General features: G+C 71.4%; 22 protein-coding genes and 1 tRNA gene. 3 read left to right on the forward strand and 20 right to left on the reverse strand.

Features of this window, described 5'->3' with window-relative positions; translation table 11 throughout:
- Positions 1–175: 175 nt before the first annotated feature.
- The 16 genes from HRU81_06960 to HRU81_07035 all read right to left on the reverse strand — a co-directional run bounded on the left by HRU81_06960 (position 176) and on the right by HRU81_07035 (position 17537).
- A complete protein-coding gene (locus HRU81_06960; protein ID QOJ31851.1) occupies positions 176–1576 on the reverse strand; it encodes a membrane protein insertase YidC in 1401 nt (466 codons plus the stop codon).
- Positions 1577–1722: 146 nt separating this feature from the next.
- Positions 1723–3519, reverse strand: a complete 1797-nt coding sequence (locus tag HRU81_06965; protein ID QOJ31852.1) for a DUF3413 domain-containing protein — start codon at positions 3517–3519, stop codon at positions 1723–1725.
- Entirely contained in the window at positions 3520–4686 is a 1167-nt protein-coding gene (locus HRU81_06970) for a CDP-glycerol--glycerophosphate glycerophosphotransferase (GenBank protein ID QOJ31853.1), read from the reverse strand.
- Positions 4686–4955, reverse strand: a complete 270-nt coding sequence (locus tag HRU81_06975; GenBank protein QOJ31854.1) for a hypothetical protein — start codon at positions 4953–4955, stop codon at positions 4686–4688. Before HRU81_06975 ends, HRU81_06970 begins: the two co-directional genes overlap by 1 nt.
- 52 nt (positions 4956–5007) lie before the next feature.
- On the reverse strand, positions 5008–5775 hold the full coding sequence (locus HRU81_06980; protein QOJ33327.1) for a phosphocholine cytidylyltransferase family protein: 768 nt from the start codon (positions 5773–5775) through the stop codon (positions 5008–5010).
- 11 nt (positions 5776–5786) lie between these two features.
- Positions 5787–6881, reverse strand: a complete 1095-nt coding sequence (locus HRU81_06985) for a 2-aminoethylphosphonate aminotransferase (protein ID QOJ31855.1) — start codon at positions 6879–6881, stop codon at positions 5787–5789.
- Positions 6878–8035: a phosphonopyruvate decarboxylase gene (gene aepY, locus HRU81_06990; GenBank protein QOJ31856.1), complete on the reverse strand. Its 1158-nt coding sequence runs from the start codon at positions 8033–8035 to the stop codon at positions 6878–6880. The genes HRU81_06985 and aepY overlap by 4 nt, the downstream gene beginning before the upstream one ends.
- Positions 8032–9693 carry a phosphoenolpyruvate mutase gene (gene aepX / locus HRU81_06995; protein QOJ31857.1) on the reverse strand — a complete coding sequence of 554 codons (1662 nt, stop codon included), beginning with the start codon at positions 9691–9693 and terminating at the stop codon, positions 8032–8034. Before aepX ends, aepY begins: the two co-directional genes overlap by 4 nt.
- A gap of 17 nt (positions 9694–9710) precedes the next feature.
- On the reverse strand, positions 9711–10499 hold the full coding sequence (locus tag HRU81_07000) for a phytanoyl-CoA dioxygenase family protein (protein QOJ31858.1): 789 nt from the start codon (positions 10497–10499) through the stop codon (positions 9711–9713).
- Positions 10500–10649: 150 nt separating this feature from the next.
- Complete coding sequence (locus HRU81_07005) at positions 10650–11588, reverse strand: hypothetical protein (GenBank protein ID QOJ31859.1); 939 nt, start codon at positions 11586–11588, stop codon at positions 10650–10652.
- A 12-nt stretch (positions 11589–11600) separates the two neighbouring features.
- Positions 11601–12314: a hypothetical protein gene (locus HRU81_07010; protein ID QOJ31860.1), complete on the reverse strand. Its 714-nt coding sequence runs from the start codon at positions 12312–12314 to the stop codon at positions 11601–11603.
- On the reverse strand, positions 12311–13201 hold the full coding sequence (locus HRU81_07015) for an oxaloacetate decarboxylase (protein QOJ31861.1): 891 nt from the start codon (positions 13199–13201) through the stop codon (positions 12311–12313). The genes HRU81_07010 and HRU81_07015 overlap by 4 nt, the downstream gene beginning before the upstream one ends.
- Positions 13201–13701, reverse strand: coding sequence for a 3-isopropylmalate dehydratase (locus tag HRU81_07020; GenBank protein QOJ33328.1), 501 nt, complete (start codon positions 13699–13701; stop codon positions 13201–13203). The genes HRU81_07015 and HRU81_07020 overlap by 1 nt, the downstream gene beginning before the upstream one ends.
- Positions 13702–13718: 17 nt before the next feature.
- Positions 13719–15008, reverse strand: coding sequence for a 3-isopropylmalate dehydratase large subunit (locus HRU81_07025; GenBank protein ID QOJ31862.1), 1290 nt, complete (start codon positions 15006–15008; stop codon positions 13719–13721).
- Positions 15001–15981 carry a 2-dehydropantoate 2-reductase gene (locus HRU81_07030; protein ID QOJ31863.1) on the reverse strand — a complete coding sequence of 327 codons (981 nt, stop codon included), beginning with the start codon at positions 15979–15981 and terminating at the stop codon, positions 15001–15003. The genes HRU81_07025 and HRU81_07030 overlap by 8 nt, the downstream gene beginning before the upstream one ends.
- 59 nt (positions 15982–16040) lie before the next feature.
- On the reverse strand, positions 16041–17537 hold the full coding sequence (locus HRU81_07035; GenBank protein QOJ31864.1) for a UbiD family decarboxylase: 1497 nt from the start codon (positions 17535–17537) through the stop codon (positions 16041–16043).
- A 139-nt stretch (positions 17538–17676) separates the two neighbouring features.
- Here HRU81_07035 and HRU81_07040 point away from each other — a divergent pair, with 139 nt between their 5' ends.
- Positions 17677–18471, forward strand: coding sequence for an SDR family oxidoreductase (locus HRU81_07040; GenBank protein QOJ31865.1), 795 nt, complete (start codon positions 17677–17679; stop codon positions 18469–18471).
- Here the strand turns inward: HRU81_07040 and HRU81_07045 are convergent.
- The 4 genes from HRU81_07045 to HRU81_07060 form a co-directional block, all read right to left on the reverse strand.
- Positions 18465–18959, reverse strand: a complete 495-nt coding sequence (locus HRU81_07045) for a pyridoxamine 5'-phosphate oxidase family protein (protein ID QOJ31866.1) — start codon at positions 18957–18959, stop codon at positions 18465–18467. The two genes, HRU81_07040 and HRU81_07045, sit on opposite strands and share 7 nt — an antisense overlap.
- Before the next feature lie 29 nt (positions 18960–18988).
- Positions 18989–19585: a UbiX family flavin prenyltransferase gene (locus HRU81_07050; protein ID QOJ31867.1), complete on the reverse strand. Its 597-nt coding sequence runs from the start codon at positions 19583–19585 to the stop codon at positions 18989–18991.
- A gap of 24 nt (positions 19586–19609) precedes the next feature.
- Positions 19610–19685, reverse strand: a tRNA-Thr gene (locus HRU81_07055).
- 33 nt (positions 19686–19718) lie between these two features.
- The gene (locus HRU81_07060; protein QOJ33329.1) at positions 19719–20054 is read right to left on the reverse strand and encodes a transcriptional repressor; all 336 of its coding nucleotides are present in this window, start codon (positions 20052–20054) and stop codon (positions 19719–19721) included.
- A 224-nt stretch (positions 20055–20278) separates the two neighbouring features.
- Here HRU81_07060 and HRU81_07065 point away from each other — a divergent pair, with 224 nt between their 5' ends.
- On the forward strand, positions 20279–20812 hold the full coding sequence (locus tag HRU81_07065) for a type II transport protein (protein ID QOJ31868.1): 534 nt from the start codon (positions 20279–20281) through the stop codon (positions 20810–20812).
- Positions 20813–20905: 93 nt separating this feature from the next.
- Positions 20906–21520, forward strand: coding sequence for a type II transport protein GspH (locus HRU81_07070; protein QOJ31869.1), 615 nt, complete (start codon positions 20906–20908; stop codon positions 21518–21520).

A 21520-nucleotide genomic window follows, 5' to 3' on the forward strand; every position in this document is an offset into this window, starting at 1 on the left:
GCCAGGCCGGGCTTTTCGGGCTTGTCGCAGCCCACCACCTGGCGCCTGCCAGGCGACTGACCGTCAGGCGAACCGCCGCATCAGCAGCACCTTGATGTAGGGGGGTGGTGGTGCCAGGCCGGGCTTTTCGGGCTTGTCGCAGCCCACCACCTGGCGCCTGCCAGGCGACTGGCCGTCAGGCGAACCGCCGCATCAGCAGCACCTTGATGAGGTGCCAGACGTTGTTGGCGGTCCAGTACAGGACCATGCCGGCGGGGAACGTGTAGAACAGCAGGAAGAAGGCCAGCGCCATCAGATACAGGTTGCGCCGCTGGCGCGCCTGCAGTTCGGCGTTCAGCGAGGCTTCCTGCTGGATGACGGCTGCGAGGATGCTCACGGCGGTCATGAGGAAAGGCAGCAGGTTCAGGTCGGAGCCGAAGAACGGCAGCGTGAAGGGCAGCTGCGCGAGGCGATCGGGCGCGGCGAGGTCGGCAATCCACAGGAAGCCCACGCCGTCGAGCGCGAAGTTGCCCGCCAGCATGTCGAAGGCGGCGATGAACATCGGCACCTGGATGGCGAAGCCTGCGAGGCTCTTGAAGGTGTAGAGCGGGTGCACGCCCTCCTCGCGGTAGGCCTGCAGCGTCAGCTTGTGCGCTTCTTCGCCGCGGAAACGGCGGCGGATCTCGGCCAGCCTCGGCTGCAACCGGCTCTGCGCGCGGTTGACCTCCGCCTGCCAGCGGTCGGCGATGTGGGTCAGCGGATAGAGGATCAGCTTCACCGCCAGCGAGAGCAGCACGATCGCCAGGCCTTCGCTGCCGACGCGGCTGGAGATGGCGCCCAGCAGGAAAAGCAGGCCCAGGCACAGCCAGCGCAGCGGCTCCCACAGCGCGGCGAACAGCGTCCCGGTCAGCTCCGCGGAAACCACGCGCAGGGACTTCCATTCCACCGGCCCGGCGTAGACCGTGAGGTCGAGCTGGCCATCGGGCGCGCGCCACACCAGCTCGTGCCGGTTGGGGGCCAGCGTGCGCAGCAGCAGCGGCAGTTCGGTCGCCGGCTGGACGAGCCAGGCCCAGAAACGCGATCGCAGGCCGGTCCAGGCCGCGCGGCTGGCGGTGAGGCCGGCGACGACACCGCTTTCCTCAGGGCCGATGCCGTGCTGGCCATCGGCGTCGATGCGGACGGCATCGACGGTGGAAAACGCGGCGCCGAAGCCGGGCAGCGGAGGAGGCACGAAGCGCGCGCCGCTCGTCAGCTGCAAGCCGGTTCCGGGCGGCAGCTGCAGGGTCATGCGCAGCACATGGCTGTGCCGCGACAGCTCGTAGCGCTGCACGCGGCTCGTCCCACCGGCCTCCTCCACCGGGCGCAGCTCGGCGACGAGGGCCTCGGGGGTTTCGTGGACCGTCGCGGTGTAGAGCGTGGAAGCCATGGCGTCGGCGGTGGCGGCATCGTCCGCCTGCCAGCGGATGGCGCCATCGTCCGGCGCCACCAGCACCTGGCGTGGCACGTCCGGGTCGTTGCAGGGGCCGGCGCAGCTCAGCCAGCGTAGCGGCAGGCCACCGTGAGTACTGATCGCGACTTCGACGGAGGCCGACTGCAACAGCACCTCTTCGCCCGGCTCGACTTCAGCCGCGAGCGAAGGCCCGGCGAGGATTAGCCACACAAGCCCGAAACACCCGAAATGCCCGGCCTGACACCGAAGCCACGCAAGCCCGAAAAGCCCGACCTGGCACCCGAACGAATGCATCAGCGGTAGAAGCGGCGCATGTCGCGCAGGGCGGCGGCGACGATGGCGGGGTCGAAGCGGGCGCCGGGGATGGGGCGGTAGTCGGGGCCGAGGACTTCGACGTAGCCACCGGGGTGGGTGACGATGGCACGGCCGGGCTCGACGATGGCGTGGGAGTTGTAGCTGCCGGCGATGATCCAGGGCCAGTCCTGGCCGGCGAACAGGTCGCGGCCGAGGGCGTAGTCGGCGGAATCGTTGCTGCAGCCGAAGGCATCCTTCAGCAGCGTCACCGGCAGGTCGTAGTGCGAGCTGCGGTGGTGGTACACGGCGGGCGCGCGGCCGGGCCAGTGCATGAGCAGCGTCGCGCGCAGCTGCGCCGGGCTGTAGTCGCTGGCATGGCCGAGGTAGCCGAGGCCGTTGTCGTCGAACTCGTAGCCGTGGTCGCTGAGGATGATCACCACCGTATCGTCCAGCAGCTGCCGCGCCCGCAGGTCCCGCAGCACGCGGCCGACCTCGCCGTCCACCATCCGCGCCGAGCGGCGGTACTGGCGCCAGGCGGTCTGCACCTCCGGGGTGGCGGCGAAGCGCCCGTCCATCGGCAGCGGGCCCGCATCGGCCGGCATCTCGCCCATCGGCGGGTCGTAATAGAGGAAGCCGAAGAACGGCTGCTTGCGGTCATGCTGGGCGAGCCAGGCGAGCCAGTCGTCGGTGACGGCGCGGTTGCGCCCGACGGCGGAGACCCCGGGCGTCTCGCCGCCGAGCCCGGGCAGGCCGGCGAACACGGTGCGCCCGATGTCGGTGGGCGAGAGGAACCCCGGCGCCGCGAACAGCCCGAGCTGGTAGCCGCGCCGGCGCAGCTCCTGCATCAGCACCGGCGGCTGCTGCACGCCGTAGAAGGCATCGAGGTAGGTGCTCGGCAGGCCGTAGAACATGGAGAAGATGCCGGCCCGCGAGGAGTTGCCGCCGCTCCAGTGGTTGGCGAAATCCAGCCCCGCCGCGCGGAAGCCTGCCAGCTCCGGCGTCAGCGCCGGGTCGATGGCGTCTGGGCGCAGCGCATCGACGATGATCCAGACGATGTTGGGCGTGGTGCCCGCCGGCGCGGCGCACTGCAGGGGATGCAGCGGGTACTGCAGCTGCCCGGCGCCCTCTGCGCCCACGCGCTGCAGCTGGATCTGCCGGTCCACCTGCGCCTGGCTGACCAGGCCGAGGCGCACCAGCCTGCGCTTGGCATGGATCGGGAAGTAGGCCGGCAGGTAGCGGGTCAGCTGCGTGACCGGAAGATGGCCGATGGCATCGGCCCAGATGTGGATGCCCTGCCCGCCCAGCCAGGCCGCGACCAGGCCCAGCGCCAGCCAGCGCCCGCCCCGCGAGGGCCGGGCCTCGACCCAGCCGCGCACGCTGCGGGCGAGCAGCGCCTCGAATACCAGCGCCAGCAGGCCGATGATGCCCACCATCACCCAGGTGGCCGGCTCGAACAGCATCGCGGTGAGCAGCGTCAGGTGATAGCGCTGGCTGGCGAAGACATTGCCGTCCACCACCAGCAGCGTCGCCAGCGCCGCGGCCAGCAGCACCGCGAGGCCGGTCACCAGCGGGCGCAGGGGCAGCAGCAGGCACAGCGGCACCAGCAGCAGGATCGCCGGCAGCGCCGCCAGCAGCGCGAACTGGCCGACGTAGGCGAGCAGCGCGTAGACCAGGCCCAGCGTATCGGCCTGCCAGGGCACCAGCAGCAGGTAGCGCAGGCCGAGCAGCCCGTAGAGCGCGGCGTTGGCGGCGACGAACCAGCCGATCCAGCGCAGCAGGCGGCGGCGGCTCTCCATTCAGCGATGCGCCGCGGGTGCGGCCGCGGCGATCTCCGCGGCGATGGCGGCCACCGCCTCGGCGCCGGCACGACCGCTGCTGCCGACATTGCACATGTAGTCGCGGCGCAGGGCCGCGGCGTTGTCGCGCGCCCGGGCGGGATCGCGCGCCAGCCGGCGGATCAGCTCCGGCGCCTCGGCCAGCCGCTGCGGCGGCAGCAGCGCACCGAGCTTCTCGCGCACCAGCGATTCGAACGGCTCGATGCCCAGCTCCTGCCAGCTGCTGTTGCGGCTCTTCGGCGGCAGGTCGATGTAGAGCACCGGCTTCTCCAGACCCATGCCGTAGTCCTGCCCGGCGCCGGACCAGTCGGTGATCATGACGTGCGAGTCGAACAGCGAGTCGCTCTCGCCCATCTGCTCGACGAGGCGGAAGCGCGGGTTGGCGCCGTGGCGCGCGCTGATGCGGTCGATGACCTGAGGGGTCTGCCACCGGGTCTGGAAGTGCGGGCGCAGCGTCAGGCGGAACCCTGCGTCGAGGAGGATATCGGCCAGCTCCAGCCCGCAGGTATTGAGGATGGTCTGTTCGCCCCAGGACGGGGCCAGCAGCACGTGGATGTCCGCGTCGGTCGCCACCGGCGGCGGTTCGCGCCGCTGCGCCAGCAACTGCTCGATGCGGTGGTAGCCGTGCGGCACGAGGCGCTTGGCCGGCAGCTGGTGCAGCTGCTCGCGACGGCGGATCTCCCGCGCCTGGTGCGGGCCGGCATGGAGGATGGTGTCGTAGTGGTCGAAGGAGTTGGCGTGATCGGCCATGTGGGTGCTGATCAGCGAGTGGAACATGTAGACGTAGTGCACCGGATGCATCGAGCGCTTGAGGTCGAAGTTGCCGAGGTCCAGCAGCTGGGTCAGCAGCACGTCGGCCTGCAGGAACTGGAAGAACCAGATGCGCACCAGGCCCTTGCCGATGCAGAAGCCGGCGATGCGCGGATCAGCCTGGTGCAGCCCGGGGTCGGCCGGGTCGGAGCTGACGTAGCAGATGGATTCGCCCAGCACGCCGGTGAGGTGCGCGACGATCGGCTGGAAGTGGTGCCAGTCCTGGCCGCTCTCCGAGTACAGGACGATGCGCCGCGCGCTGCGCGGCTGGCGGCCGAAGCGCCGGTACTCGCGCCACTCGCGCAGCAGGCCCGCCATCAGTCGGCGGACGCGGGCGGTTCCCCCGGCTCGGCTTTCGCCGGCTGCCCGGGCGCCGGCCCGGGGCGGGCGGCATCGCGGCGAAACAGGCCCTTGATCTTGTACCAGAAGGTCTTCACCGCCAGCGCCGCGGTGGCGAACACGCCGACGATGGCCGAGAGGATCATGCTGCCGGTGCTGGGGTCGAGGTACGCCCAGGCCTCCGGCGCCACCATCGCCAGCGATATCAATAGATAGGGGGCAAGGCCCCTGGCACCTGTCATCCTCATCGCAGCTCTCCTCGGCCGGCGCGGGCACCCGGCGCCCGGCGGCTGTTTAGCATCAATGCGTGCACGGCGCAATGCCGCGACCGGCCCCGGCATCCAGCGCGGCGATGCGCGCATGGAGGCCGGCCCGCGCCCGCCGCAGCTGTGCCGGGTCGTCGATTTCGCCCCAGAGCAGGTCCGGCACCAGCGGGCAGGCGATGGGGCGCTCGCGCGCGGCGGCAACCAGGCAGTCGGTCTCGTAGTCGAATTTCAGCGAGCGGCCGAAGGCCTGCGCGGCGATGTCCTGCATCAGCGCGAACAGCCCGGCCGAGATCAGCGAGATGCCCACCAGCTCGCCGCTGACCGCGGCGCCGAGGCGGCTGCGGTCCTTGGACATGGCGCGCAGCAGCCCGCCCGGCGCCTCGACATACACCTCGTCGCCGGCCCCGGTCGGCCCGGAGAGCAGGATGGCATCGGCCGCCGGCTGCGCCAGCAGCACCTGCAGCGCGCGCGGCTCGTAGATGAGATCGGATTCCAGCAGCAGGAACGGTCCCTGCACGGCCTCGCGCGCGCAATAGAGCGAGTACATGCTGCCCGAGCGGGCGAAGTCGGCGTTGTGGACGGTGCGCACGCGGTCCGCGTAGTCCCGCGCCAGCGCCTCGTAGTGGCCGGCGCAGTAGCCGGTGACGATCACCACGTCGTCGATGCCCTGCGCCAGCAGCCGCAGGATCGATTCCTCGACGATGGGCCGCTCGCCCAGGCGCAGGAAGCCCTTCGGGTAGCCGTCGACCTCGGCCCGCAGCCGCTGGCCCTGGCCCGCCGCGAGGATGACGGCGCTGCGGATCGCCGCGCCGCTCACCGGCCCCGCCCGCGCAGCACGGCGCGCAGCGCCCGGCACAGACGCTCGAGGTCGGCCGCGGTGATGTCGCCCATGTGGGCGATGCGGAAGATGTCCGGCGCGAGGCGGCCCTGCCCCGCATAGATGATGAAGCCGCGGCGCTTCAGCGCATCGTGCAGGCCGCGGTAGTCGAGGCCGCGCGGCAGGCGGTAGGCGTGGAGCACGCTGCTCGCCTCGCCCTCCGGCAGCAGGCGGCGCGCACCGAGCGGCGCCAGCGTCGTCGCCACGCGCAGCGCCCGCTCGCGGTAGCGCGCCAGCCGTCCGCGCCAGCCGCCCTGCTCCGCGTGCTCCTCCAGCGCCGCATCCAGGGCGAAGGCCACCTGCACCGCCTGGGTGAAGGGCGAGTAGCCGTCCGTGTGCTGGGCGGCATGGTAGGCATGCAGGTCGAGGTAGACGCCGCCGGCGGCGGCCGGGCGCTGCCACAGCTCGCGCCGCGCCAGCACGAAGGACAGGCCGGGCGCGCCGTGCAGGCACTTGTTGGCGGTGGCCGCCACCGCTGCCAGGTTCCAGTCGCGCCCGGCGATGCGCTCGGCGCCGAAGCTGCTGACACCGTCGAGCAGCAGCTGCACGCCCCAGGCGCGGCAGCTGCGGCCGATCATCTCCAGATCGTTGAGCCTGCCGGTAGTGGTCTCGTGGTGCACCACGGCCACGTGGCTGATGGCCGGATCCCGTGCCAGCGCGGCCTCCAGCCGCGGGATGCTGACCGGCTCCAGCCAATCATGCGCCAGCACCTGGTGCGGGCGCCCCTGCGCGGCGAGCATGCGTGCCATGCGCTCGCCGTACACGCCGTTGGCGAGCACCAGCGTGCTGCGCTCGCGGGGCGCGAAACTCGCCAGCATCCCCTCCACCGCCGCCGTGCCCGAGCCGGTGAGCAGCACCGCCTCGTAGTCCCCCGCCAGCTCCTCGTGGACGGCGGCCAGCCGCGCATCGATGCGGCGCACCAGGGCGGCGAACTCCGGCTCGCGGTGGCACCAGTCGCCGCGGCCGAGCGCGGCGCGCACGCGCCGCGTCAGGGTCACGGGGCCGGGATTGAGCAGGATGGTGCGCATCATGCCGACGACAGGGGCCGCGGACCGAGGTGGCGGCGCAGGCGGGCGGCGACCTCGGCGGGCGCGGTATCCGGCCGCGGCAGGTCGGGCGCGACACCGGGGAGGGTCGGCACGTGCACCAGGCGCAGGCCGGCGGCACGCCAGTCGACATGCTCGCGCAGTTCGTCGGGGTCGTTGGCCACCGTCACCCGCGGGTAGCCGGCGGCGGCGGCGAGCGCGCAGAAGTCCACGTTGCGCGACACGGTCGCCTGGCCACCGGTGGATTCGTGCATGCCGTTGTCGAGCAGGACATGGAGGAGGTTCGGCGGCCTCTCGGTGCCGAGCGTGGCGAAGGCGCCGAGACGCATCAGCATCGCGCCATCGCCGTCGAGCACGACGATGCGCTTGTCCGGCCGGGCGATGGCCAGCCCCAGGCCGAAGCTCGAGGCGCAGCCCATCGAGCCGACCATGTAGAGCTGGCAGGGCCGGTCGTCCAGGGCCCAGAGCTCGCGGCCCGTGTAGCCGGTGGTGGCGATGACGATGTCGTCACCGCGCAGCGCCGTCTGCACCGCGCCCAGCATCCTGCGGCGACTGGCGCGGGCGATGCGCTCGGAGCCCATCTCGCCGCCGTGACGGCGGCGCAGCGGCTCGGGGGTGCGCGCCTCGAGCTCCGTGGGCGCGACCGCGCCCTTGCTCATGACCAGCGCGTAGGGGCGCTGCTCCCGCTGCATGTACTCGCAGGCGCGCTCGAGTGCCGGCACGATCGCCGCCTCCTCCGCCGGGAAGGGTGCCCAGGGGATGCCCATCAGCTCCAGCAGCTGCGGCGTGATGCGGCCCATCAGCTCGTGCTGTGGCTCGTCGGCGGCGCCGCCCGGCTCGCCGCGCCAGGTGACGATGACCAGCACCGGCAGGCGGAAGGTCCAGGTGAGCGAGGTCAGCGGATTGACGGCATTGCCGAGGCCGGAGTTCTGGAACATCACCACGCCCGGCAGGCCGCCGAGCTCGGCGCCGGCGGCCACCGCCACCGCATCGCCCTCGTTGACCGCACCCACGTAGCGCAGCCCGCGCGAGTTGATGACATGGTTGATGAACGGCGTGAGATACGAACAGGGCACGCCGGTGTACAGGCCGAAGCCGCGGGCGCTCGCCGCCTCGATGAAGCTTGCAGCCTCGATCACGCGAAGCTCCCGGCCGCGAGCACGTCGGCGAGGCTGTCGACGTCGAGCCAGTGGCCGGTGGTGTAGACCACGCGGATGCGTTCGCCGCGGGCCACCAGCTCGCTCAGCAGGTGGTGCAGCTTGGCCTGGCGGTTGGCGGGCAGCGCCGCCATCGCGCTCACCACGGCGCGCAGGCGCGGCAGCGCCCGCGCGCGCACCCGCAGGAAGCCCATCCACTCGCCGTGGCGCTCGCGCTCGGGGATGTCCTCGGCACAGCGCGTGAGCGTGATGTCATGGTAGAAGGCGTGGCGCGAGTGCGGTTCGCTGCAGCTGACGTAGTCGGCGGCACGGCCGCGGTTCACCGAGTCGCGCCAGTCGGTGTCGGCCACCACCACGAAGTCGTCCGCGGGCTCGGCGAGGTTGTCGACGATGTAGCGCTTGAAGATGACGTCGCCGTAGGAGACGTAGAGGTCGCTGCCGTCGTCGGCATCGGCCTCCAGCGCGCGGGCCAGCGACAGCAGCTCGCCGGTGTCGGCGTACTGCGGGTTGTCCACGTAGGCGAGTCCGGGCAGGTCGATGGCCTCGGGCAGGTAGCCGCGCACCACGGTGATGCGTTTGATGCCCGCGGCATTGTAGGCGGCGACGATATGCGCCAGCAGCGGCTGGCCGCGCACCTCCACCATGGCCTTGGGCCGGTTCGCGGTGAGCTCGCCTAGCTCCGAGCCGCGCGAGGCCGCCAGCACCACCACGCGCGCATCGTTGGCCTGCCGCGGCAGGTAGCGCTCCTCGGCCTCCTGCAGCTCGGATGCCCCCTGCAGGCGGAAGATCTCGCGCACCGGCGCCACGCGGTCCTCCATGGCCTGCAGGTTCTGCTCGCGCGCCAGCGTGGCGGCGCAGGCCTGCATGGCGGGGATCGCCGCGCGCAGCAGGTGGTTGGCCCAGATGGCGATGGAGAAGCCAGCCTCGCGGAACACGTCGGTGGGGGTGGCGTAGTACTTGGTGGGGACGATGACCACCGGGCTCCTGTCGGCCCATTCGCGCTTGAAGGCCAGCACCTCCTTGGGCGTGGCGAGCGCGCTGTGGATGAGGATGCCGTCGGAGCCGGCGGCGTGGTAGGCCTCGGCGCGGCGCATGGCCTCGGCCAGACCCCAGCCGGCGATGAAGGCCTCGACGCGGGTGATGATGCAGAAATCGTCGTCGCGCTGCGCGTCCTTGCCGGCCTTGATGCGGCTGCAAAACTCGTCGATGTCGGCGAGCTGCTGCTTCTCGCCGTCGATGAAGCTGTTGGTCTTCGGGTAGATCTTGTCCTCGATGCACACCGCGGCCACGCCGCGCTGCTCGAGCTTGCGCACCAGGCGGCGCACGTTGTTGAAGTTGCCGTAGCCGGTGTCGCCATCGAGCAGGATGGGCACGGTGGTGGCATCCACCATGAACTCCAGCATCTCCAGCACCTGGGTCCAGGAGGCCTCGTTGCTGTCGCGCACGCCGTACTGCGCCGACATGCACAGGCCGCCGGCCCACAGGCCCCTGAAGCCGGCCTCCTCGCCGATGCGCGCGCTGATGCCGTTGTGGGCCTCGAGCAGGAATTCGAGTTCCGCGCTGTGCAGCAACTGGCGAAAGCGCGTGGTCCGGCGCAGCCGTCCGGATGAGGGTTCCGGTGCCCTGGGGTTCGCTGCCATGATCTGCCCTGCCCGCTTCAGACGCGGTAGCGGTACTCCCGCCCCGCCTCGCGCTCGATGTCGGGCGGGTAGCTGGCGCGCTTGTCGGCGTAGTACTGCGCCAGGTGATCGCCCTCGCTGGCGCGATTGTAGGTGTAATAGAGCACGCGGCGCGCATCGCCGGTGTGGTTGGGCGCGGAACGGTGCGGGATGAAGGAATCGAAGAACACCGCGTCACCCGGTTCCGCCTCGATGTGCAGCCAGCGAAGGCCGGCGAGCTGCGCGGCATCGAGCGGCTCCCACTCGCGGCCGATCAGCCGGTGGGCGCCGGCGAAGCCGCTGGCCATCTCCAGGCAGCCGTTGGCGATGGTGGCGCGATCGACCGTGACCAGCGCGGTGATGTGCAGCGACGCATAGCGCGACCAGCCGGCCTGCACGTCCTGGTGGGGCTCGAAGCCGCCGCCACCCGGCAGCTTGAAGTTGATCTTGTCCTTGAACAGCACCGCCGGTTCGCCCAGCAGCTGGCCGCAGGCGCCCTGCAGCGCCGCGCCCGTCGCCAGGCTGCGGAAGCCCGCATGCCAGGGCAGCACGTTTTCCATGCGGTTGAGCAGGCGCCGTCCGTCGCGCGACTGCTCGAAATACATCATGTGGCGGCCCGCGGTTTCCGGCCAGGCCTGCACCTCGTCGGTCCAGCGACGGATGTCCGCCACCTCGGCGGCACCGAACAGGCGCGGCACCACCACATGGCCCTCGGCGCGGAAGCGCGCCACCTGGCTGGCATCGAGCGGCCCGTCGACGGCCGCAACAGGACGAGCTTCAGCTTTCAAATCATGTCCTATCTGTTTGATTCAACGACTGGAAGATCTACCCGACGATCCATCGGCACGCCACCGCCCGCGGCCGCCGGGCCCGCGCCGCGGTGGAATTGTCCGCTGCGCCTGCCGGCTCCGCAATACGGCCGTCGCGGCCGGGCGTCCTCACCAGGGACCGTGGAACTCGAGCCGGTAGAGACGGGCCGGCACGCCGGCATCATCCGCATCGGTCACCGCCCAGCCACGGCCGGGATCGGCCGGGTCCAGGCAGAGGCCCTCGATCTTCTGGCCGTGCAGCGCGCCGGCGGCATCGCGGATCTCGATCCAGCGCGCGTGGCCGCGGCGGATGATGCCGGCCACCGAACCGGCCACGGCGCCATCCACCGTGGCGCCGGCGCTGTCTTCGGCCGCGGCGACGAACAGCGTGCCGCCCGCCGGCGCCGCCGCGACATCGGTGAAGCCGAGCGCGATGCCGTCGAGCATGCCGAGATCGTAGCGCGTCACCCTGTCGGCCCCGGGCATCACCCCGGCGCCAGGTGACTGCGGCAGGAAGGCCTGCCGTGGCAGGTCCACGCTGGCATTGAAGCCACCGCGCCCGCCGCGGTTGAACAGGCGCAGCCCGCGCCCGCGGGCCAGGGCCCCTTCGATGTTGAGCACGCCACCGGTGAAATCGCCGGCCGCCCGCAGCATCGCATACAGCCCGTCCGCCGCCCGTACCGCCACCCGCGGCCGCAGCGGATCGGCGAGCTGTGCCAGGCGCCAGGGTGGCTTGCGGCTGCCCGAACTCAGCAGCAGCAGCGTTTCGGGCCCGGCGGCGGAACCGAAGCGCACGCAGGCCTCGAAATCGAAGCGTGGCGGGTCATCGGCCGTCCTCGGCACCGGCACCGTGGTGACCCGGCCATCCCGCGGCTCCACCAGGGCCACGGCATCGGCGTCGTCCTGCACCAGGGCCAGGCGTCCGCCGAACCAGGCCAGGGCGGAACCCCCGCGCAGGGGCAGCCGCGCGCCGCCTGTATCGCGCCGGAACAGCTCCCGCTCGCCGACCACGGTGGCATGCAGCCGCGCATCACGCCGGGCGACGCAGCGCTTCACGATGGCGGGCATGGGTTGCCGCGGCTAGCGCGGCGTGACCGGGGCATCCTCCCCGGTAGTGATGGTCGCGCCCGGCGGCATCTCGCCGGTGGCCACCGCCTCGATGTAGTCGACCGTCGGCAGGTGGCAGTACGCCTGGCCCTGGAACTTCTCGGGCAGGAAGCGCGTGAACCAGCGGTCGTAGTCCTGGAAGAGGCCGGGCGACGACAGGTGGGTGCGACCGTCGGCAGCCGCGTGGATCGCCTGGAAATCGCCGAGGTAGGACCGCCCCGTGACATAGGGCTCGTCATCGTCGACGACGAAGGCAGCCGCGCGCGCCGCGGCGGCGGCATTCCCGGCCTGGCGCAGGGCGGCCACGGCCTGGTCGCGCGCCAGCCGTGTCAGGTCCGGGCAGGATCGCTGCGTGCCCGCCGCCTGCGGCCCGTAGACCGCGCGCAGCTGCGCGGCGGTCTTCACCTTGCAGGAGACGACGATCGGCCGGCGACCGGCATAGGTCACCACCTGGTAGATGCGCAGCGGCTTCACGAAGGGCTTCGAGTGCCGGTAGGACGGCATGTCGGTGAACACCGTGTTCTCGCCGCGCAGCGAGGTGCCAGCCATCAGCTGCTGCACGGTCATGCAGAAATCCGCCGATGCCGGCGGCGGCAGTCTGCCGGCGGCGGGCTGCGCCCCCGCCACCGTGATGGCCGGCGCCGCGACCAGGCAGGCCACCAGGACCATCGATCGTCCGGAATTCATGCGCTTCCCTGTTCCTCTCCGGGGCCCTGGTAGCGCTGCCCCTGCTCCAGCAGCGCCTGCGTGCCGATCACGGCGTTCATGCCGGCGAAATCCGCCATGCGATCGAGCATGTTGCGGGTCGTGCCGTCGCGCCGCAGGGTGGCCAGGTAGCCGGTGGCGGCATGGATCACCACCCGCAGCATGGCGCCGGGGAAGATGGCGAGGCGGAAGCCCAGTGCCTGCAGCTCGCCGATGGACAGCAGCGGGCTGCGGCCGCCTTCCACCATGTTCGCCAGCAGCGGCACCCGGCCGCCGAGTTCACGGCCGACACGCGCGAAGTCCTCGTGGCTGCGCAGGGCCTCGACGAACAGCACGTCGGCGCCCGCCTCCGCGTAGGCATGGGCACGCTCCAGCCCGGCATCGAGGCCTTCCACGCCCACCGCGTCGGTGCGCGCGACGATCACCGTGCCGGCGTCGCCGCGCGCATCCTGCGCGGCGCGGATCTTGCCGACCATCTCGGCGGGCGACACCAGCACCTTGCCGTCGAGGTGCCCGCAGCGCTTCGGGCTGGCCTGGTCCTCGAGCTGGATGCCCGAGGCGCCCATGCGCTCGAGCAGGCGCACGGTGCGCTGCACGTTGAGCGCGTTGCCGAAGCCATTGTCCGCATCGACGATCAGCGGCAGCGTGACCCGCTCGCGGATGCCGGCCACGGTGTCGGCCACCTCGCTGAGCGTGGTCAGCCCGAGGTCGGGGCGCGCGATGCGGGTGAAGGCGATGCTCGCGCCGCTGACGTAGGCGCAGCCGAACCCTGCCTGCTCCACCAGCAACGCGGTCAGCGCGTCGTAGCAGCCCGGGGCGATGAAGGCCGGGCCGGCCAGCAGCTCGCGCAAACGGTGCGCAGGGGACATCAGCGGCTCTCCGTTGGCGGCCGGGACAGCCGCTGCCGAAGGTAGGGTAGCAGCCCGCCGGCGCCGACCATGGCCATGAGGTGGTCGGGAATGCCGTCGATGCGGTACTCGCGCCCGGTGTCGAGATTGCGCACCAGGCCAGCCACGGGCTCGACTTCCAGACGCTGGCCGGCGTCGATCTCGCCGGCCGCCGGGAAGCACAGCGCCGGCAGGCCGAAGTTCAGCGCATTGCGATGGAAGATGCGGCCGAAGGACACGGCCAGCACCGCGCCCACCCCGAGGTGCACCAGCGCCATCGCCGCCTGCTCCCGCGCCGATCCCACGCCGAAACGACGGCCGGCGACGATGATGTCGCCCGGCCGCACGCCGGCGGCGAAGGCCGGATCCACCGCCTCGAGGCAGTGGCGTGCCATCTCCGCCATCGGCGCCTTGAAGTACAGGCCGGGCGCCATGACATCGGTGTCGATGTCGTCGCCGAAACGCCAGGCGCGGCCCGACAGCACCGGCGGCGCGCCGCTCAAGCGAGGAACTCCCGCGGATCGGCGATGCGGCCGGCCACGGCCGAGGCGGCCACGGTGTACGGCGAGCCGAGGTAGACCTGCGCGCTGCTGGCACCCATGCGGCCGCGGAAATTGCGGTTGGTCGAGGAGATGCACACTTCGTCTTCCCCCAGCACGCCCGCGCCCAGCGCCGCGCAGGCACCGCAGCCGCTCGGCAGCAGTGTCGCCCCGGCGGCGGTGAGCGCCGCGAGCGTGCCATCCGCGGCCGCTGCGGCCCAGACCTGCTGCGAGGCCGGTGCGACCAGCAGCCGCACGCCTGCCGACACCTGCCGGCCGCGCAGCACCTCGGCCGCGCAATGCAGGTCGCCGAGCTTCGCGCCCATGCAGGAGCCGATGTAGGCCTGGTCGATGCGCGTGCCGGCGAATTCCCCCGCCGCAGCCGAGTTTGCCGGCGAATGCGGCGCCGCCACCTGCGGGGCGAGCGAGGCGGCGTCGTAGCTGCACCGCTGCAGGTAGCGCGCCTGCGGGTCGCTGCGCCAGGAGAGCGCATCGGCAGCGGGCTGGCGGCCGGCCGCCTGCAATGCGGCCAGTGTCCGCGCGTCGGCTTCCACCAGCCCGGTTTCGGCGCCGAGTTCCGCGGCCATGTTGCAGAGCACGGCGCGCTCTTCCATGGACATCGCCGTCACGGTCTCGCCGCCGTACTCGATGGCACGCAGGGCGTTCTCCATGCCGAGCTCCCGGCACAGCAGCAGCATGATGTCCTTGGCGACGACGCCCCGCGCGAAGCGCCCCGACCATTCCACGCGGATGGTCTCGGGCACCGGCACCCAGATCTCGCCGGTGACCACCACCCCGGTCATCTCGATGGCGCCCAGGCCCATGGCGTAGGCGCCGGCCGCGCCGGCGTTGCTGGTGTGCGAATCGCCGCCGCAGATGAACATGCCGGGCTCCACCAGGCCGCGCTCGAGCAGCAGCACGTGGCCGATGCCCTGCATGTCGAAGAAGCGGCGGATGCCGAACTCGCGGGCGAAGTCGCGGGTCAGGCGCAGGATGGCGGCGGACTCGGCATCCACCGCCGGCACGAAGTGGTCGGTCACCAGCACCAGGCGGTCCGGGTCGCGGACACCCACGCCCAGTTCGCGCAGCCGCGGCCAGATGCGCCGCGGGCCGCCGGAGTCGAGCAGCAGCACCAGGTCCACGCTGCAGGTGACCACCTCGCCCGGCCGCGGCTGCTGGCGGCCGCTGGCGCGCGCGATGATCTTCTGCGCCAGCGTCCGGCCGGTGCTGGCCGCAGGCGTCTCAGCCATGGCAGCCGGACAGGCGGGCGCGCAGCCGCGCCAGGGCCAGCATGGCGTCGAGGGCCGGCGTGCGCACGTTGCGCAGGCGGCCGATCTCGGCCACGGCACCGGCGACCGGATCGAGCTCGATGCGCCGGCCGGCCTCGAGGTCCTGCAGCGAGGAGGTCTTGTGCGCCGACAGCGGTCGCGTCAGCTCCATGAGCTGGCGCGGCTGCATCGGCACGCGCACACCCAGGGTCGCGGCCACGCCGATGGCCTCCTGCATCAGCGCCTCGAGCGTGCCGGCGGTGGCCAGGTCATCGAGCATCTGGCCGAGCGTGGCGCCGGTGAGCAGGCTGACCGGATTGTAGGCGGCGTTGAGGGTGAGCTTGGTCCAGATCTCGGTGCGGATGTCCTGGCGCACCGGTGCCTCGAGGGCCGCGGCCGAGAGCATGGCGGCGATGGCGCGGACGCGGGTCGAGAGCGAGCCGTCGGGCTCGCCGAGCGAAAAGCGGTTGCCGTAGATGTGCTCGACCACGCCGGGCTCGGCCACGCGCACCGCGGGATAGACCACGCAGCCGATGGCATGCTCGGGCCCGACCAGGCGCCAGAGCGATCCGCGCGGATCCACCGAGGTCAGCGTCGGGTTGATGCCGCCCGGCGTGGCGCGGAAGAAATACCACCAGGGGAAACCGTTGCCGACGGTGACCACGGCCGTGGCCGGCCCGAGCAGCGGGCGGAACTGCGATGCGACCACGGGCAGGTCGTTGGCCTTGACGGTCAGGAACACCACTTCCTGCTGGCCGGCTTCCTGCGGACTCGCCACGGCACGCAGCTGCACCGTCTCGCGCCGGCCGCGCTCCACCAGCACCAGGCCGCGGGCACGCACTGCCTCGAGGGTGGCTCCGCGGGTGATGGCGGTGACCCGCACGCCGGACAGCGCGAGGCGTGCCGCGAGATAGCTGCCGATGGCGCCGAGGCCGAAGACGCAGGCGGTGTTCATCGGGCGGAATTATGGTCCAGGTGGCCGGCTTGCCGAAACCGTAACACCGGCACCTTCAATTACAGCACCCCGGCGAGCTTGCGGGCGACGCGGCGCACCTGTTCGGGATCGGCCTGGCTGACCTCGGCGTAGTCGCTGAAGCGCTCGGGCACCTTGATGGTGGCGTCGATGCCCATCTGCTCGGAGGTGGTGGGGAAACCCTGCGGGCCCTTGGGCGCCGAGGGGTCGAGCACCATGGCCTGGCCGCTGCGGTTGATGATGACGTCGCTGTAGGGCTGCACACGGGTGAGGATGGCCCACTCCACGGCCTGCAGGTCGTAGGGGTTCACGTCGGGGCCGACCACCACCAGCAGCTTGGCGGTGCGGGGCCAGCGGCCGGCGGCGCCCCAGGCGGCGTGCAGCACGTACTTGCCGAACTCCGGGTGCGGCTTGCTGGCGCCGTCGACGGCGAGCTGCACGATGTAGGTCATGTTCGGCGTCACCACCGCATCCTTGACCTCGGGGATCTTGCGCTGCAGGTCCGCCAGCAGCTCGCCCTCCACCGGCATCAGCGCCATGTAGTTGTGGTCGAACGGCGGCATCATCTCGATGGTGCCGTACCACAGCGGGTCCTTGCGGTGGGTGATGGTGGTGATGTCGAAGATCGGGAAGATCTGGTGCTTGTCGTAGTAGCCGACGGAGTTGGAGTGCCAGCCGATGATGTCGCTGGGCACATCGGGCCGGAACACGCCCTCGATGATGTACTCGGCGGTCGCCGGCACCTCGAGGTCCACGCTCTCGCATTTCACCAGCTCCACCGGGCTGCCGCGCAGACCGCCGGCGTAATCGTACTCGTCCATGCCGAAGGGGATGCCGGTGGCGCAGGCCAGGTGCAGCGCCGGATCCACCTGGCAGGCGATGGCCAGTTCCAGCGGCCGGCCCAGCTTCTGCGCCTTCGCCAGGTGCAGGCCGATGTGGTTCATCGGCGGGTTCCAGAAGGCGAACAAGGACAGCTGCTTCTTCATCTGCTCTTCGCTGTAGCGGCCACCCTGCGGATGCTCGCTGTTCCAGAAGCTGGTGACACGGTAGGCGCCGACGTTGCGCACGCCGGTTTCCGGGTCTTTGGTCACCACCACGCCGCCCGTTATATAAGAGGAGCCCTCGCGGCCGAAGAACACGTGCGGGATGTGCTGGTCGACGGATACCTTCTCGCGCGGGATGACCACCTCCTTGCACGGGGCCCTGGCGCGATCGACCAGCTTCGGCTTGATCCAGCCCGACGGTTCCTGCAATACCCTGACGTGCCGCAGCTTGGCCTCCAGCGGGTCGCGGGTGCCGAGGATCATGGCGGTGCGCTCGCGGGTGCCGTAGGGATTGAACACCAGCGGCACGCCCGGCGTGTTGTAGCCCTCGAGCTTGTCGAGCACCAGCGCCGGGCCATCGGTCTCGGCGAGGTGACGCATCAGCGCCTGCAGCTCGTTGCGCCCACGCTCGACATTGAACGGCACGCTGATGCGCCGGAGCTGGCCCGCCTCCTCGAGCTGGGCGAGGAATTCACGCATGTCCTGGTATGCCATCGGCCGGATTTCCTTCTCGTGATGCCTGGTTCGGCTGCCGGAACCGGACGGCCCGCCAGCCCGCCACACCATAGCATTTGCCACCGGCCCACGTATCATCCGGCCTCCACGTGTTCATTTTCATTCCGGGGAGTCGCCCATGGCCGCCCGCAAAGTCGCCATCGTCACCGGTTCCGCCACGGGTGTGGGCGCCGCCGCCGCCATCCTGCTGGCCGAACGCGGCTGCAACGTCGTCGTCAACTACACGCGCAGCCAGGCCGAGGCCGAGGAAACGGCCGCAGCCTGCCGCGAACGGGGCGCCGAGGTGATCGTCTTCCAGGCCGACGTGGCCGATGACGACGCCTGCCAGGGCATGGCGCGTGCCGCGGCCGAGCGCTGGGGACGCATCGACTACCTCATCAACAATGCCGCCCGCACCAAGTTCAATCCGTACCCGAAGCTCAACGGCGTCAGCAAGCAGGACTTCCTCGACATCTACGCGGTGAACGTCGTCGGTGCCTACCAGATGGTGCGGGCCGTCACCCCCTACATGAAGAAGCAGGGCGCCGGCGCCATCGTCAACGATTCCTCCATCGGCGGCGTGACCGGCATCGCCTCCTCCATCCCCTACGCCGCCTCCAAGGCAGCGCTGAACATGATGACGAAGTCGCTGGCCCATGTGCTGGCGCCCGAGATCCGCATCAATGCCGTGGTCCCGGGCATGATCCAGACCCGCTGGCTGAAGGGAGGCATGGGCGAGGAGCAGTACCAGGCCATGCTCAGCGCCCAGAGCCAGGCGCTGCCACTGAAGAAGGTGGCGACCGCGGAAGACATCGCCCGCGTGCTGGTGTGGTTCCTCACGGATGCCGAGCTGATCACCGGCGAGACGCTGATCGTCGACAGCGGCATCCACCTGGGGCAGCTGCCGCCCTACTCGAGCGGCGATGCCTACTGAGGCGGGGCGCCCGCCGCGGGCTCGCGCAGCTCGATGCGGAAGCCGAAGCCGCGCGCATTGTCGATCAGGCGGATGCTGCGCGGCGTGAGGCACCAGAAGTCGGTGTTCTTCAGTCGCGAGGCGATGAGCTGCTCGTCGGCCGAGCGCGGCTGCTCGAACAGCGCCTTCACGCTTGGAAACTTGTCGAGGTAGAGCGCCAGCGCCGCGGCACGGCCCGCCGGCGCCACGCATGCCGCGTCGCCCTCGATCTGCAGGCCGCGCACATCGTGCCAGTTGTCGGGGTCGGCGTTGATCGCCGCCGCCACGCGCGGATTGGCGGCCATGTCCCGCGCGTGGCGGGTACGCCGGTCGGAGACGAAGTACAGCCGCAGGGCCTCGTCGCTGGCATAGAACACGGCCGCCGCCCAGGGCTGGCCATCGTGGCAGGTGGCCAGCGTCAGCGCGTGGTGGCTGGCGAGCAGCTGCGCGACGGCGGCGCGATCGTTCATCGAGGGTTCATCGCGGGCTCATCGCCGATTCATCGCGGGCGCCTGGTGCCGCGCGCGCGCCTGGCCGCGGGCCCGTTCCAGCGACGGACGATGCCGCTGTCGATGCCGAACAGGTCCAGCAGCCGCCCCACCGTGTGGTTCACCAGGTCGTCCACCGACTTCGGCGCGGCGTAGAACGCCGGCATCGGCGGCGCGATGATGGCGCCCATGCGGCTCGCCTCGTGCAGCAGCCGGCAATGGCCCTCGTGCAGCGGCGATTCCCGCGGCACCAGCACCAGGCGGCGGCGCTCCTTGAGGACCACGTCGGCGGCGCGGATCATCAGCGTGTCGGCATAGGAATGGACGATGCCCGACAGCGTCTTCATCGAGCAGGGCGCGACGATCATGCCGTCGGTGCGGAACGAGCCGCTGGCAATGCTGGCGGCGAGGTTCAGGTCGCTGTGCACGACCTGGGCGAGCTTCTCCACCCGCTTCAGGTCCAGGCCGGTCTCCAGCGCGATGTTGAGCTTGCCGCCCTGGCTGATGACCAGGTGGGTTTCCACCTGCGGCTGCGCCGCCAGGACTTCCAGCAGGCGGATGCCGTAGACGACACCGCTCGCGCCCGATATGCCGACGATGAGCCGCATGGCGATTCCCCGGTGACGGGATGGTGGTGCCGGCGGAGGGACTTGAACCCCCGACCTCTCGCTTACGAAGCGACTGCTCTACCAACTGAGCTACGCCGGCGCGGCGGCGAAGTATAGCAGCTCGGGCTGCCGCTCACCCGTCCTTGCGCGGTCGCACGCGGATGATGACCTCGACGCTCTCCGCCTCGGTGGCGCGCGGCAGCGCCGGCAGCCGCGGCAGGCGCAGGTCGGCGGGGTCGATGTCGGTGAGCTCGCCGGTCTCGGCGTTGTAGAAATGGTGGTGCGGGCGGGTGGTGGAATCGTAGAGCAGGCGGGCCGGGTCCACGGCCACCTCGCGGATCAGGCCGCGGCGGGAGAACAGGCTGAGCGTGTTGTAGATCGTCGCCCGCGACACGCGCTGCCCGGTCCTGCGCAGGGTGGCGAGCAGCTGGTCGGCCGAGAAGTGGCAGGGGCGTTCCAGCACCAGCATGCCGATCTGCAGGCGCTGGGCGGTCGGCCGCACGCCATGCTCGACGAGTTGTGCGCTGACGCGCTCGCGAAGATCCAAGTGTCGTGTCCGCCGGCAAGGCTCCTGCGCCGCATTCTAGTGGGCCGGCCGCCGGGCTGTAAACGCGCGCACCGCGCCGGGAATCCAGTGATTCCCGGGGGAAACGGCGGCTGTGGCGCCGGGTGGCGCCGCCTAAGCTGCGCGCCATGGAACGGCGCGCCCACGGCCTGAGCCTGCTGGAGATGCTGCTGGCGCTGCTGGCCGCCGCCGTGCTGGCGGTCACCGCGGTGCCGTTATGTCAGCAGCTGCTGCTGGAGGCGCGCATGGTCGCGGCGGTCAACGGCTTCGTGCACGCCATCCACCTCGCCCGGGTCACCGCGGCCACGCAGGCCCGCGACGTGGTGGTCTGCCGCAGCCTGGACGCCAGGCACTGCGCGCCGGCGGGCGACTGGACCAGCGGCTGGCTGGTGTTCGTCAACGGCGACGGCGACGACCCGCCCGCCGTCGACCCGGGCGAGCCGGTGCTGGCGGCGAGCAGCGCCCTGCCGCTCGCCTCGGTGCGCAGCAACCGGCGGGCCTATGCCCTGCGCCCCCACGCCCTGCGGGCCAGCAACGGCACGGTGGTCTTCTGCGATGCCCGGGGACCGGCCCGGGCCCGGGCGGTGATCGTCAGCTACAGCGGCCGGCCGCGGCTGTCGCGGGAGACCGCCGACGGTCGTCCACTGACATGCCCCGGCTGAGTCCGCAGGGGCCGCCGGCCGCTCATCCCTGCATGCGTGCCGCCCATCGGGACAGGCTGACCCCGGCCGGCGGGCGCGGCAGGATGCACGGTGATGGGCAAGAAGCACCAAGAAGGCTTCACCCTCATCGAGCTCCTGGTGCTGATGATGGTGTTGGCGTTGACCCTGGGCCTCGGCGTGCCGGCCATGACCGGCATGGCGGCGAACGGCCGCATGACCGTGGCCGCCAATGACCTCGTGAGCAGCATCCGGGCCGCGCGTGCACAGGCCTCGACGCGCAGCCGGCCCGTCACGCTGTGCGCCAGCAGCGACTGGCAGGCCGATGAACCCGGCTGCGCGCCCTCGGCCTCGCTGTTCGACGGCTGGATCGTCTTCGAGGACGCCGACGGCAACGCCGCGCGCAGCACCGGCGAAGCCGTGCTGCTGGCCCACGGGCCCATCGACGACCGCATCCGCGGCGAGGCGCGCACCGCGGCCGACGGCGGCACGCCGCAGTTCCTCAGCTTCCGCAGCGACGGCTTCCCGGCCGAAGTCGCCGGGCGCCCCGGGATCCGCAACCTGCAGCTCTGCGATGCGCGCGGCGATCGCGACACCGGCGGCGGGCGTGCCGCCGGCCGCTGGATCATCGTCAGCCCGGCGGGCCACACGGTGCTGGTCGACCAGGTCAGCCGCCTGCAGGATGCCGCCAACCCGCTGGGGGGCTGCTGA

This window comes from Gammaproteobacteria bacterium (assembly GCA_015709695.1).
In the GTDB taxonomy this organism is placed as follows: domain Bacteria; phylum Pseudomonadota; class Gammaproteobacteria; order Steroidobacterales.

Bases quoted from the DNA above. Each gene is read 5' to 3' on its own strand.
- HRU81_06965 (QOJ31852.1), bottom strand. From the start codon at position 3,519: ATGGAGAGCCGCCGCCGCCTGCTGCGCTGGATCGGCTGGTTCGTCGCC.
- HRU81_06970 (QOJ31853.1), bottom strand. From the start codon at position 4,686: ATGGCGGGCCTGCTGCGCGAGTGGCGCGAGTACCGGCGCTTCGGCCGC.
- HRU81_06975 (QOJ31854.1), bottom strand. From the start codon at position 4,955: ATGAGGATGACAGGTGCCAGGGGCCTTGCCCCCTATCTATTGATATCG.
- HRU81_06985 (QOJ31855.1), bottom strand. From the start codon at position 6,881: ATGATGCGCACCATCCTGCTCAATCCCGGCCCCGTGACCCTGACGCGG.
- aepX (QOJ31857.1), bottom strand. From the start codon at position 9,693: ATGGCAGCGAACCCCAGGGCACCGGAACCCTCATCCGGACGGCTGCGC.
- HRU81_07005 (QOJ31859.1), bottom strand. From the start codon at position 11,588: ATGCCCGCCATCGTGAAGCGCTGCGTCGCCCGGCGTGATGCGCGGCTG.
- HRU81_07010 (QOJ31860.1), bottom strand. From the start codon at position 12,314: ATGAATTCCGGACGATCGATGGTCCTGGTGGCCTGCCTGGTCGCGGCG.
- HRU81_07015 (QOJ31861.1), bottom strand. From the start codon at position 13,201: ATGTCCCCTGCGCACCGTTTGCGCGAGCTGCTGGCCGGCCCGGCCTTC.
- HRU81_07025 (QOJ31862.1), bottom strand. From the start codon at position 15,008: ATGGCTGAGACGCCTGCGGCCAGCACCGGCCGGACGCTGGCGCAGAAG.
- HRU81_07030 (QOJ31863.1), bottom strand. From the start codon at position 15,981: ATGAACACCGCCTGCGTCTTCGGCCTCGGCGCCATCGGCAGCTATCTC.
- HRU81_07035 (QOJ31864.1), bottom strand. From the start codon at position 17,537: ATGGCATACCAGGACATGCGTGAATTCCTCGCCCAGCTCGAGGAGGCG.
- HRU81_07040 (QOJ31865.1), top strand. From the start codon at position 17,677: ATGGCCGCCCGCAAAGTCGCCATCGTCACCGGTTCCGCCACGGGTGTG.
- HRU81_07045 (QOJ31866.1), bottom strand. From the start codon at position 18,959: ATGAACGATCGCGCCGCCGTCGCGCAGCTGCTCGCCAGCCACCACGCG.
- HRU81_07050 (QOJ31867.1), bottom strand. From the start codon at position 19,585: ATGCGGCTCATCGTCGGCATATCGGGCGCGAGCGGTGTCGTCTACGGC.
- HRU81_07060 (QOJ33329.1), bottom strand. From the start codon at position 20,054: ATGCTGGTGCTGGAACGCCCCTGCCACTTCTCGGCCGACCAGCTGCTC.
- HRU81_07065 (QOJ31868.1), top strand. From the start codon at position 20,279: ATGGAACGGCGCGCCCACGGCCTGAGCCTGCTGGAGATGCTGCTGGCG.
- HRU81_07070 (QOJ31869.1), top strand. From the start codon at position 20,906: ATGGGCAAGAAGCACCAAGAAGGCTTCACCCTCATCGAGCTCCTGGTG.